The sequence below is a fragment of the Pseudomonas sp. MEJ086 genome, assembly GCF_030209025.1.
Classification (GTDB): domain Bacteria; phylum Pseudomonadota; class Gammaproteobacteria; order Pseudomonadales; family Pseudomonadaceae; genus Aquipseudomonas; species Aquipseudomonas fulva_A.
Window position 1 is genome coordinate 72036 of the sequence record NZ_JARVSV010000002.1, and the last position, 12529, is coordinate 84564.

Here is a 12529-nt window from a genome sequence, read left to right on the forward strand (position 1 = left end):
TGCGGCGTTAAAACCAGCTGGAATGCCAGCCCAGTCAACATGCTCATTTGCAGCACGTGAACTGCGCTTTTCGCCGGTTTTTGCCTTGCCTGACCTTCGCCCGCGACGTTTTCACACGGCCTGCAACGGCCTGCGATCTTCTTCCCGACCCGGATGTGCGATGGCTATGCGTGATGAAGAACAGGTGAATTGGCTGGTCGAGCAGTCCATGCTCCACACCGCGAAACAGCGAGCCCGGCTATACGCTGGCCAGCCCAGGCTCTGGCAGCATCCCTATGCTCTGGCGCGGCCGCGCAGCGTCACGGCGGTGGCTTCGGTGTGGATCGCCGTCTACCCGGCCGCCATCATCACCGCGCCCGAGGGTTCCGTTCTTCAGGCCCTGGGCGACGAACGCCTGTGGGCCGCGCTCTCGGAACTGGGCGTGCAGGGCATCCATACCGGGCCGATGCGCCGCTCCGGCGGCCTCCACGGGCGTACCTACACGCCCACCGTGGACGGCAATTTCGACCGGATCAGCCTGCAGGTCGATCCGCGCTACGGTACCGAAGAGCAGCTCATTCACCTCAGCCGCGTGGCTGCCGCACACAATGCGGTGACCATCGATGACTCCATCCCTTCGCACACCGGCAAGGGCGCTGACTTCCGTCTGGCGGAAATGGCCTATGGCGACTATCCGGGCCTCTTCCACATGGTCGAGATCCAGGAGGCCGACTGGGCGATGCTGCCCGATGTCCCGGCCGGCCGTGACGCGGTGAACCTGCCGCCGACGGTGGTCGACGCCTTGCGCGACAAGCACTACATCGTCGGGCAACTGCAGCGGGTGATCTTCTTCGAACCAGGCGTCAAGGAGACCGACTGGAGCGCCACCGCCGAAGTGGAAGGGGTAGATGGCAAGGTGCGCCGTTGGGTGTATCTGCATTACTTCAAGGAAGGTCAGCCGTCGCTGAACTGGCTGGACCCCACCTTCGCGGCCCAGCAACTGGTCACTGGCGAAGCCCTGCATGCCATCGACGTGATCGGTTCACGGGTGTTGCGCCTGGACGCCAACGGCTTTCTCGGCGTCGAGCGGCGCAGCCAGGGCAATGCGTGGTCGGAGAGCCATCCGCTGTCGCAGACCGGTAACCAGTTGCTTGGCGGCATGATCCGCAAGGCCGGCGCCTTCAGTTTTCAGGAGCTGAACCTGACGCTGGACGACATCGCCGCGATGTCCCAGGGCGGTGCCGATCTGTCCTATGACTTCATCACCCGGCCGGCCTATCAGCATGCCCTGCTTACCGGTGACGTGGAGTTCCTGCGGCTGATGCTGCACCAGATGCACGACTTCGGCATCGACCCCGCCTCACTGATCCATGCCCTGCAGAACCATGACGAACTGACCCTGGAGCTGGTGCATTTCTGGACCCTGCATGCCAACGACACCTACGTGTTCCGCGGGCAGAGCCTGCCGGGCAACATATTGCGCGAGCAGATCCGCGCTGAAATGTACGAGCACCTGGCCGGCGCCAACGCACCCTACAACCTCAAGTTCGTCACCAATGGCGTGGCCTGCACCACGGTCAGCATCATTACCGCGGCCCTGGGTATCAGTGACCTGAACGCCATCAGCGAAGCGGATGTGGCGAAGATTCGCCAGGTGCACCTGTTGTTGCTGATGTACAACGCCATGCAGCCGGGCGTGGTCGCCCTGTCGGGCTGGGACCTGGTGGGGGCCTTGCCGCTGGAAGTGGATCAGGTCAGCGAACTGATCGCTGACGGCGACACCCGCTGGATCAACCGCGGCGGCTACGACTTGGTCGATCTCGACCCGCAGGCGCTGCTGTCTGCCGAGGGCCTGCCCAAGGCGCGCAACCTCTATGGCAGCCTGAGCGAGCAGTTGAAGGACCCCGAGTCGTTCGCTTCCCAGGCACGGCGCATGTTCGCAGCGCGTCGCTCCTACGGCGTGGCTTCCAGCAAGCAGGTCGCGGTGCCACTCACCAGTCATCCGGCCCTGCTGATCATGGTCCACGAGTTGCCGGCCGGGCGTGGTACCCAGGTCACGGCACTGAATTTCGGTGCCGAGCCACTGACCGAGGTGGTGACCCTGACCGATGTCGAGCCAGGGCCCGTGGTGGACATCATCCACGAACGCCTGGTCGGTGACCTGAACGCCGAGGGCGAGCTGCACATCGAGCTGGCGCCCTATGAAGGCCTGGCACTGCGGGTGGTGAGCATGGCCCACGGCATCTGAGGTGGGCAGGCTCAGGCCTGCTTGGCACCGCCACCGATCTGCCAGACGTAAGGGGGCTCGGTGCCGTTGATTTCCCAGTCGCCGATGATCCGCTCCTTGTAGATCAGCGGGTTGTGCGAGGCCGCGGTGCGGGCGTTGCGCCAGTGGCGGTCGAGTTGCCGGGTGAGGCTGGTCGCCGAGGCGCCGAGGGCGTTGAACAGCTTGCTGGTGGCGTCGAGCACCAGCTCCGCGACCGCCACCTGGGCCTGGGCCGACTCCAGTTCGGCGTCGATATTGGCGTCGCGCTCCTGCTGCAGGTCTCCATTCAGCCGTGCCAGGTAAGCGCGTTGCGCGGCATGCGCTGCCCGCAGTGTCGCGGCTTCGGCGCTGTACACCTGGGCCGAAGCCTTGCCGACCACCTGCTGGATTTGCGGGTCCTGATCGGCCGAGGGGCCGTTGCCGTGGCTGTAGATGCGCGTGCGCTGGCCGACCTGCCTGGCGAAGTCGTTGACCGCAGCGCGCCCCGAGCCGACCAGCACTGCATTGAGTACCAACTGGTAGAAGGCGGTCTGGTACTTGAAACGGGTGGCGAAGTCGATGATGTTCTGTTCCTCGACCACGGCGTTGTCGAACACCGTCGTGCCGCTGCCCGTGGTGCGCTGACCGAAACCATCCCAATCGTCGCTCAGGGTCACCCCAGGCTGCTGAGTGCGGATGGCTGCGATCACATCCGCTCCGCTATCGTCACGCTGGGCGAAGAGGTCGATCCAGTCGGAAAAGATGCTGCCGGTGCTGTAGTACTTGGTGCCATTGACCACCCATTTGTCGCCCTGGCGGGACACCCGTGTGAGCACTTCGCCGATCTTCACGGCACCGATTTCCGTCCAGGCGCATCCCACCAGGTCGCCAGCCACGAAGCGTTGAAACCAGGTGTCCTGTGGCGAGCTGGCGTGGGCATTGAGACGGTCCTCGACGAAGGCGAAATGACCGCGCAGCGCCTGGGGAATGTTCGAGTCGGCCGCCGCCAGCTCGATCAGCAACTGGAACAGCTGTGGCAGCGAGGCACCGCCACCGCCATGTTCCTGTGCCACGCGAACGGCGCCGAAACCGGCAGCCTTGAGCCAGCGGATCTGTTCATGGGGCAGGCTGCGATTGCGCTCACGTTCCACGGCACCTTCGGCGATACGCGCGAAGATCGGCCGGAAGCGCTGCGCGAGTTGTTCGTAGTCGGTTTCCTGGGGCAGCGGTTTGACGGGCTGGAGGCTGGTCATGGTGGGAGTCCTCTGGGTCAGGTCAGCGTGGCGAAAGGAGAGGGCTTGGTGTGGTCGGTGGTGTTGGCACCCTCGCTGAATGCGCCGCGATAGCGGGCCGCTGGATGGTCCGCCGCGGCATGGGGCGAATCGCTGTCGAGCAGGTTTTCACGCAGGGTGCTGGCGCCGTAGGCGCTGCGCACCCGGCCGCGGCGTTGCAGTTCGGGGACGATGAACTCGATGAAGTCTTCGAAGGTGCCGGGCGTGATGGCATAGGCGAGGTTGAAGCCGTCGATGCCACCGACATCGACCCAGCGTTCGAGCTCATCGGCTACCCGTTGAGGGCCGCCGATCAGCACCGGGCCGAGGCCGCCGATGCTGCGGTGTTCGACGATGTCGCGCGGTGTCCATTTGCGGTTCGGGTCGGCGGTGGCGAGCAATTCGAGCACCGAGCGAATGCTGTCGTTGTCGATGGCTTCCAGCGGTTGATCCGGGTCGTATTCGGAGAAGTCGACCCCGGTCCAGCCACCATAGAAGGACAGCATGCCCTCGCCATTGGCATAACTCAGGTAGTCCTGGTACTTGGCTTCGGCGGCGGCATCGCTTTCTGCGGTGATCACCGTGAGCAGGGCGAAGATCTTCAGGGCGTCCCGCGAACGGCCCGCCTGTTCGGCGCGGTCGCGGATGTCGTCGGCCACCTCGCGAGCCTGCTCGACCGTGGCCGGGCTGATGAAGACCCCTTCGGCATGCTTGGCGGCGAAGGCCCGGCCGCGGCTGGAGGCGCCGGCCTGGAAGATCACCGGAGTGCGCTGTGGCGAAGGTTCCGAGAGGTGGATGCCCGGCACCTCGAAGTATTTGCCCTTGTGGCCGATGGGATGCACCTTGCTCGGGTCGGTGAAGATCCCTCGCTCGCGATCGCGCAGCACCGCTCCCTCATCCCAGGAGCCCTCCCAGAGCTTGTAGGTGACATCGAGGAACTCATCGGCGATGTCGTAGCGCTCGTCATGGGAGATCTGCTGCTTGAGGCCCAGGTTGACCGCCGCGCTGTTCAGGTAGGAGGTCACCACGTTCCAGGCCACCCGGCCCTTGGTCAGGTGATCGAGGGTCGAGAATTTGCGCGCCAGGGCGTAGGGCAGCTCGTAGGTGAGTGCCGAGGTCACGCCGAAACCGAGATGCCTGGTGGCGGCTGCCATGGCGGGTACCTGAAAGAACGGGTCGTTGACCGGCACCTGATCGGCATCGATCAGCGAGGTTTCCACCGAGCCCCGGTAGATGTCGTAGACGCCCACCACATCGGCGATGAACAGTGAATCGAAGTACCCGCGTTCGAGCAGTTTGGCCAGGTCGACCCAGTAGTCCAGGTCGTTGTAGCGCCATGCCTGGCTCTGTGGATGTCGCCATGTGCCAGCGGCCTGGTGACTGACGCAGGTCATGTCGAATGCATTGAGAATGATGCGAGATGGCATAGTCGTCTGACTCCCCTGATTGAGTGCCGTATGGCGGGTCCCAGGGGTGTTTGCAGACTTTGTGCCGGGGTGCAGAACCCCGCGCGATAGCGGCTTCAGCGTGTCTTGGATGGTCGCGAATGTTGGTCAGGCAACACTTTGTCAGGCAAATGAGTCCCAGCGAACAGTCGTTGCTGCTGGTGTCGATCAGTCGTCGCTATCGCTTCGTACGATCTGCAAGGCCAGATCACGCAGAGCCCGAGCGCTGGGCGACAGTTGCCGATAGGCGATGGCCAGTTCGTAGGGGATCGGGCTGCCCGGGCCGCTGATCTCGCACTGCACCAGGCCACCGTGGTGCCTGTTGGCGTAAAGCCGAGGCATCAGGGCGACCCCCACCTGGCCTGCGACCAGCCCGGCAGTGGTCTGCATCTGCCGCGGCTGTTGCACCACCCGGGGCACGAAGCCGGCCTGGGCGCAGGCCAGCAGGATCCGCGCGTGCATGCCCGGCCCGTGATGGTGAGCGAACAGCACCCAGGGTTCGTCGGCGAGTTCCGCAAGGGCCAGGCGTTTGCGCCTGGCCAGGCGGTGCTCGGCGGGCAGGACCGCCACCATGCGATCGCTCAGCAGCGGTTCCAGTTGGATGTCCCCGGCGTCGGCGATCGGCAACACGAGGATGCCGATGTCGGTGCGATCCTGCCTGAGCGCCTCCATTTGCTCGGGCGGTGTGGCTTCCTGCAAATGCAGATCGACCTGCGGGTGGCGTGCCTGGAAGTCACGCAGCAACCGCGGCAACAGGCCGTTCACGGTGCTGTCGACGAAACTCAGACGTAGCGAACCACTCAGCCCGGCAGCTGCCAGCCGCGCGGCTGCGCAGGCGCGATCGGCCTGTTCCAGCGTACGTCGCGCTTCGAGGAGAAACACCTCGCCCGCCGCAGTCAGCCGCGAGACCCGGTTGTCGCGCTCCAGCAGGGTGACCCCCAGCTCTTCTTCCAGGCGGCGGATCGCCGTGCTCAACGGCGGCTGCGCCATGTTCAAACGCTCGGCGGCACGGCGGAAGTTGAGGGTTTCGGCGACGGCGACGTACTGGCGGAGCTGACGCAGATCGATCATGGGTGATATCTATTTCGTATCGCAAGTTAATGAAATAAGTATGTTACATATCGCCGCGCCTTGCCTAGACTCGCCCTCGCGCAGGGCTCCCGCACCGGGACAAGGGCTGTCAGGCAGCGGGCGCTGGCCATGAGCGATCAGTGGCGGCATCACTCGTCTGGCAGGCGCCATTCCCCCTCGCAACCCTCGAGCGATCCCTTCCGACACCTCTGGCGAGATGTCTGCTCCGTGACCAGAAACTTGGCAGAGCAGAGGGGTGACACTCGCCCCCCGCCGCAGTCGTATGCATGACGCCTGCGCCCAATCCGCGCCTTTACCGCACATTCAAAGGAGAAACCATGAAGGACATGGCAAGACTGACACGCTGCTCGACCCTGGCTCTGTTGCTCGGCCCACTGATCGGCTGCACGGCCGCCCCCGAGCAGGATCCACGTGTCGAACTCATCGCCGACAGCCCGAGCTTCAATGAGCTGATTGCAGCGAATCCGCGTGTCGAGTCGATCACCACCGATGCCGTGTGGGCGGAGGGGCCGGTTTGCCTGGCCGATGGTCGGTTGATCTGGAGCGATGTGAAACGAAACAGCGTGATGAGCTGGAAAGAAGGGCAGGACGTACAGACATGGCTGGCCAAGTCCGACTTCCAGAACGGCCACGCACTCGATCATGACGGCCGGGTCATCGCGGCATCCCACGGCCAGCGCGCGATCGTACGCCGCGAGGCGGGTGGCCGCTGGCGGGTACTGGTCGACAGGTATCAGGGCAAGCGCCTGAACAGCCCCAACGATGTGGTGGTCGCGGCCGATGGCGGTATCTGGTTCAGTGACCCCACCTTCGGACTGTTCAACGAGAAGGAAGGCTATGGCGGGACTCAGGAGCAGGATGGCGAGTACGTCTACCGTTATGACCCGCTCACCAACAGCCTGACGCGCATGGCCACGCCTGAGGTGCATGCACCCAATGGCCTGGCGTTCTCACCCGACGGCGATCGTCTGTATATCGCCGATTCCCAGCAGGCCCATGACTTCAACGACGAATCCCTCGCTCACCATATCGTCGTCTACGACGTGAAGGACAATGCCTTGAGCGGTGCTCGTGTCTTCGCGGAAATCTCGCCGGGGATTCCCGATGGCATCAAGGTGGACGAGAACGGCAACGTCTGGAGCAGCAGCAAGGAGGGGCTGCAGGTGTTTTCCCCTCAGGGTGAAAGGCTTGGCATGATCCGCGTGGCCTCCAGCGACACGGGCAACCTGACGTTCTGCAGTACGGACGATCAGCACTGGTTGTACATCACCGCCGCCAATCAGGTGCTGCGTATCGCCTCGAAGGTAGGCGGCGCGGGTCGTTGATCTGCGTGTTTCCCTTCGCTTTCCCGCCCTGATGCGGTGAATGCCTGTGGGGCTGGCAGCCATGTCTGCCGGCCCCGTCGCCAGTGGCCGAGGTGACTCGGCCAGCCGGTCAGGCTCGCTCGCAACCCGCTGCGCCGCGTTTTTCCCAAAACAGCAATGCTCCCGCGTTGTCGCAATAGCCACGGGCCTGACTTTTCCATGGCTGGTGTCGGCGAGTCTGTATATGTGTTTTTCGCATATCGAAAGAATCAATGGATATTTGGAGCCCATGGCACTGCCGCCCTATCGTCGGGGCACGCATGCCGGGGCTGTGCCTTCGAACCTTCGAGGTGCTGTCGGGCGCCGCTATAGCGCTTGAACGAATAACCGAGTGAGCCTCTTGCGCCGCTCTTTTTACCCGAGGAATTCCATGAACAGCACGTTCGCCACCGCCGTTGCCGGTGGGGCCGATACAGAGAAGCAGAGTCGCTCGACCAACTGGGAGCTGGAGCAGATCGTCGAGGGCCTGCGTTCGGCCCGCGCCGACTGGCGCAACCGGGCAGGCCGCGACCCGGAGCAGGGTGGCCGTGAGCTGCCTTCGCGGCAGGCCGTGGCAGCGATTCTCACCGGGCTGTGTGGCGTGCTGTTCCCCATGCGTCTGGGGCCGGCGGATCTGCGCGAAGAGAGCGAGGACTACTACGTCGGGCATACCCTGGATCACGCCTTGAACAGCCTGTTGGCCCAGGTACGCCTCGAGCTGCGTTACGACGCCCGCCAGCGTGGCGACGAGGTCGGCAGCGTGGAGGCTCGGGCCGTGCATATCGTCCGCGAGTTCGCTGCGGCACTGCCGGCGCTGCGCCGCCTGCTCGATCGCGATGTGGTCGCGGCCTACAACGGCGATCCGGCGGCACGCAGCGTCGACGAGGTGCTGCTCTGCTACCCCGGCGTGCTGGCCGTGATCTATCACCGTCTGGCTCACCATCTTTACCGCGCCGGCCTGCCGCTGCTGGCGCGCATCGGTGCCGAGACCGCCCACGGTGCCACCGGTATCGACATCCACCCTGGCGCACAGATCGGCCACAGCTTCTTCATCGATCACGGCACCGGCGTGGTGATCGGCGAAACGGCGATCATCGGCGACAACGTGCGCATCTATCAGGCCGTGACCCTCGGCGCCAAGCGTTTCACCAGCGACGAGAGCGGCTTGCTGCACAAGGGGCAGCCGCGCCACCCGATCGTCGAAGACGATGTGGTGATCTATGCCGGTGCCACCATTCTTGGCCGTATCACCATCGGCAAAGGCTCGGTAATCGGCGGTAACGTCTGGCTCACCCGCAGTGTCGAGCCAGGGAGTAATGTATCTCAGGCCAGCGCTCAGCAACGTGAATGCTGAACTGCGATGGCTTGATCCGTGTCACAGGATAGTCACCGAAACTTCGTAGACTCGGTGCGAGACCAAAGAGAAAGGAAAGGAGAAGAGAGATGGACGATTATCAGGAAGAGCTGCTCGAGTCCCGTGCCCTGGAACAGGACGTACCCGAGTTTGCCGAAGACGCGACCGAGCTGTAACCGCCCGGTCCGGGCGCCGTGGAGACTCGAACGGCAATCCGTTCAGCCCACGAGCCAGAATCAAAAGAAAAGGCCCGATGCCTATGCATCGGGCCTTTTCGTTAACGGCCGGTAAGCATCGCCATGCTTACTGCGTCAGGGCCTTCACCAGGCTACCGACATTGCTTTCCAGCTCGGCCAGCGGATCATCGCTTTCGGTCTCCAGCACCAGCAGGGGAATGCCGGCGGCCTTGACCGCGTCCGCCACCGGCTGCGACGGCTTGCGATGGTGCAGTACCAGTGCCACATCGTCTTCCTTCAGGGCGCTGGTCAGCGCTTTCAGTGATTCTGCATCCCAGTCACGGTCATCACGGCTGTCGCTGCTGACCAGATCCAGGTTGAGGCCGCTGACCAGATAATCCAGACGACTGCTCAGGCTGTAGACCGACAGGTTGTCGGCCTTGGCCAGTTCGGCTTCGCTGTGGGCATTGAGTTTGAGCAGACGCTGCTTGAGCGTCGCCAGGTTCTGCTCGACCTTGCCCTTGGCATCCGGTGCCAGGCGAACCAGATCGGCGGCCATCACGTCGGCCATGCGGCCCATGTTGTTGATCGCCAGCCATGGGTAGCTGGCCAGGTCGTTTTCGCCAGCGCTCTCGGCCTGGGTGGCGATGCCCGGCAGGGCGCCGTCCACTGGCCGTGCTGCATCGATTTCGACGATGCGGATATTGCTGCGGCGGGCCATGGGGTAGAGCGGGTCTTCCGACCACAACGAGCGCAGGGCGATGGCCGCATCGGCGTCGGCCGCGACCTTTTGCAGGTTGGTGGCGCCACGGCCGGCGAAGTACGACACCTGGCGGCTGGCCGGCAGGTTGGCCGGTGCGGCGCGTTCGATGCGCACCGCGGTGCCTTCCAGCAGATCGGTGGCGAGGCCGAAGGTGACGGGTTGCGAGACCAGAACGCTGACGTCCTTGGCCAGGGCGAGGCCGGGCAGGCTGAGGAGCAGGGCGAGGCCGAGTTGGTGAAGTCTATGGGTCATCCCAGGTTCCCTTTCAGGCTTGGTACGACGCCGCGCGCGATGGCGGCGAGGGCGAAGGTGAAACCGGCGACCAGAATGATCGCGGCACCGGAGGGGATCGGCAGATCCAGCACGATGGGCATGAGAATGCCGACCAGGGTGCTGATGGTGGCGATCAGCACCGACAGCCAGAAGAAGCCTTTCAGCGACTGGCTGAGCAGACGCGCCGCTGCGGCCGGAATCACCAGCAGGGCACCGACCAGAATCGCGCCGATGACCTTGACCGCGGCCACGGTGATCAGCGTCACCAGGATCACGAACAGATAATCCAGGCTCTTCACGGCCACGCCGCGCACGGCCGCCAGCTGCGGGTTGAAGCTGGCGAGCATGATGCGGTTGTACAGCGGCAGGGCCAGGCCCATCACCAGCGCGCCGACCACCAGCAGGACCAGCAGGTCGGTACCGTTTACCGTCAGCACCGAACCGAACAGCACGTTCTCGAGAATGTGCACGTTGATGCGCCCGGCGAGAATCAGCAGCAGGCTGGCGCCCATGGCCAGGGAGACGGAAAGGAACACGCCGATCAGCGTATCCGGGGCCAGTCCGGTGCGATTGCGCAGGTAGTTGAGCAGGATGCCGAACAGCAGGGCGTAGCCGAACAGGGCACCGTAAGGGCCGGTGTAGGGTTCGCCGAGCAGGATGCCGATGGCCACGCCGGTGAGTGCCGCGTGGCCGACCGCTTCGGAAAAGAAGGCGAAACGCTTGACCACCACCAGGGTGCCGAGGCCGCCCAGTACCGGGCCGATCAGCAAACCGGCGAGCAGCGCATTGATGACGAAGCCGTAGGCCAGCGCTTCGGGCAGATAACCGGAGGACGCCCAGCCCTGAATCATCAGGCGGAACTGTTCGTAGTCGATCATGGTTGCGAGGCCCCCGCGGCACGTGCATGGGTGGAGAACAGGCTGAGCAGGCGCTCCGGGGTCAGGGCTTCGGCAGGTGGTGCATCGAACAGCACGCGGCGGCTGAGGCCGGTGACGCGGTCGGCCAGGCGCTTGACCGCTTCCAGATCGTGCTCGATCCACAGCACGCTGATGCCGGCGCGACGCCAGTCACCGAGCAGGCGTTCGAAAACCTGGATGCCGGCTTCGTCCAGTGCCGACATCGGCTCGTCGAGGACCAGCAACTGCGGTGGGGGGATCAGCCCCTGGGCGAGCAGCACGCGCTGACGTTCACCACCGGACAGCGCGCCCATGCGCCGCTTGCGCTTTTCCAGCATGCCGACGCGGGCCAGGGCGTCATCGATGGCTCCGGTGTAGTGCTTCGACAGGCCGAGGAAGGCCGGGCGACGCTGGCACATGGCAGCCATGAAATCGTCCACGGTCATCGGCAGGCCACGGTCGAACTCCAGCGCCTGGGGCACGTAGCCGATGGTGCCGACGGCGTCGGGCCACTGCAGGCTGAGCGTGCCCTGGTGGGGCATCTGGCCGAGCAGGGTCTTGATCAGCGAGCTCTTGCCACCGCCGTTGGGGCCAACCAGGGCATGCACGCTGCCCGGTTTGACCTGGAAACTGACATTCTCGAGGATCTGCGTGCGGCCCAGCACCAGGCTGACCTGCTGAAAATCGATGGTCGGGCCAATGGCCGTCACGCTCAGGTTTTCCGCCACGCTCATTTGCCGGCTTCCTGAATGGCACGTACCACGGTGTTCATGTTGCTGGTCATTTCCTTTTCGTACTTCTCGGCGCTGTATTCGCCGTAGGAAATGTGCGACAGCGGATAGAGCTTGACGCCCGACTCGCGCTGAATGGTGTCGACGTAGGTGGACGGGAAGTCCAGCTCGGAGAAGATCACTTTGACGTCCAGTTCACGCAACTGGTCGATGGTCTTCTTCAACTGGCTGGGGCTCGGCTCGATGCCGTGGGCCGGTTCTACCACCGCAGTGACTTCCAGGCCGAATTCACGCAGCAGGTAGTCGTAGGCCGCGTGCACGGTGGCTACGCGCAGATCGGCGTTCGGCGCCTCGGTCAGTTGGGCGAGGGCGTCGGCACGCAGCTTGCGCAGGCGTTTGCCGTAGGCGCGGGCGTTTTGCGTGTAGGTCTTGGCGTTGGCCGGATCGAGCTTGCCCAGTTCCCGGGCGATATTGTTGATCTGCGCGATGGAGGCGCTGATCGACAGGAAGGTGTGCGGGTTGACCACCTTGCCGGCGCCCCGTGCGGCGATGCCGGTCGCGGCCAGCAGCGGTACGTTGGCGTTGGCTTCGATGACTTCGATATCCGGCTTCTCGCTGGCGGCGATCATGCGGTCGGCGAAGTCGTCATGGCCGACGCCGTTGAGCACTACCACGTCCAGCGAGCCGATGCGCTTGATGTCTTCCGAGCGCGGCTCGTAGGCATGCGGGTTGAAGCCGGCCGGAATCAGCGGCACCACCTCGGCCTTGTCGCCGACGATGTTGCTCACGTAGCTGTAATAGGGGTGCAGGGTAATGCCGATACGCAGGCGCTTGGCGTCGGCGGCACTGGCGGCGCCGATGAACAGCAGGGCGAACAGGCCGATGGCCAGGCGTGACAGCAGGGGACGTGCGCGAAACAGACGGAAAATGGGCATTGGCGGGCGGTCTTCTGTCGGGTGGA

10 protein-coding genes are annotated in these 12529 nt (G+C 64.4%); 3 read left to right on the forward strand and 7 right to left on the reverse strand.

All coding sequences use genetic code 11. The features are described 5' to 3' along the window. Positions 1 to 166: 166 nt before the first annotated feature. Positions 167 to 2227 carry a maltose alpha-D-glucosyltransferase gene (treS, locus tag QRN22_RS00705; RefSeq protein WP_419761275.1) on the forward strand — a complete coding sequence of 687 codons (2061 nt, stop codon included), beginning with the start codon at positions 167 to 169 and terminating at the stop codon, positions 2225 to 2227. Between the two features lie 11 nt (positions 2228 to 2238). Here treS and QRN22_RS00710 read toward each other — a convergent pair whose 3' ends face one another. The 3 genes from QRN22_RS00710 to QRN22_RS00720 all read right to left on the reverse strand — a co-directional run bounded on the left by QRN22_RS00710 (position 2239) and on the right by QRN22_RS00720 (position 6011). Further along, a complete protein-coding gene (locus QRN22_RS00710; protein WP_042552817.1) occupies positions 2239 to 3477 on the reverse strand; it encodes an acyl-CoA dehydrogenase family protein in 1239 nt (412 codons plus the stop codon). A 17-nt stretch (positions 3478 to 3494) separates the two neighbouring features. Next, a complete protein-coding gene (locus tag QRN22_RS00715; RefSeq protein ID WP_042552818.1) occupies positions 3495 to 4922 on the reverse strand; it encodes an LLM class flavin-dependent oxidoreductase in 1428 nt (475 codons plus the stop codon). Positions 4923 to 5108: 186 nt separating this feature from the next. Then, on the reverse strand, positions 5109 to 6011 hold the full coding sequence (locus tag QRN22_RS00720) for a LysR family transcriptional regulator (RefSeq protein WP_042552819.1): 903 nt from the start codon (positions 6009 to 6011) through the stop codon (positions 5109 to 5111). A gap of 347 nt (positions 6012 to 6358) precedes the next feature. On the opposite strand from QRN22_RS00720, the gene QRN22_RS00725 reads away from it, so the two are divergent. Then, positions 6359 to 7357, forward strand: coding sequence for an SMP-30/gluconolactonase/LRE family protein (locus QRN22_RS00725; protein ID WP_082045734.1), 999 nt, complete (start codon positions 6359 to 6361; stop codon positions 7355 to 7357). A 409-nt stretch (positions 7358 to 7766) separates the two neighbouring features. After that, positions 7767 to 8729 carry a serine O-acetyltransferase EpsC gene (epsC, locus tag QRN22_RS00730; protein ID WP_042552820.1) on the forward strand — a complete coding sequence of 321 codons (963 nt, stop codon included), beginning with the start codon at positions 7767 to 7769 and terminating at the stop codon, positions 8727 to 8729. Positions 8730 to 9032: 303 nt separating this feature from the next. On the opposite strand, the gene QRN22_RS00735 is transcribed toward epsC, so the two are convergent. From QRN22_RS00735 to QRN22_RS00750, 4 genes are read right to left on the reverse strand one after another with little or no spacing between them, the layout of a single operon-like run. Beyond that, the gene (locus QRN22_RS00735) at positions 9033 to 9920 is read right to left on the reverse strand and encodes a metal ABC transporter solute-binding protein, Zn/Mn family (RefSeq protein WP_042552821.1); all 888 of its coding nucleotides are present in this window, start codon (positions 9918 to 9920) and stop codon (positions 9033 to 9035) included. Beyond that, complete coding sequence (locus tag QRN22_RS00740; RefSeq protein WP_179537817.1) at positions 9917 to 10819, reverse strand: metal ABC transporter permease; 903 nt, start codon at positions 10817 to 10819, stop codon at positions 9917 to 9919. The genes QRN22_RS00735 and QRN22_RS00740 overlap by 4 nt, the downstream gene beginning before the upstream one ends. Next, positions 10816 to 11571 (reverse strand): metal ABC transporter ATP-binding protein, encoded by a 756-nt coding sequence (locus QRN22_RS00745; protein ID WP_042552822.1) that lies wholly within the window; start codon positions 11569 to 11571, stop codon positions 10816 to 10818. Before QRN22_RS00745 ends, QRN22_RS00740 begins: the two co-directional genes overlap by 4 nt. Further along, positions 11568 to 12503, reverse strand: a complete 936-nt coding sequence (locus QRN22_RS00750) for a metal ABC transporter substrate-binding protein (RefSeq protein ID WP_042552823.1) — start codon at positions 12501 to 12503, stop codon at positions 11568 to 11570. The genes QRN22_RS00745 and QRN22_RS00750 overlap by 4 nt, the downstream gene beginning before the upstream one ends. Positions 12504 to 12529: the final 26 nt, after the last annotated feature.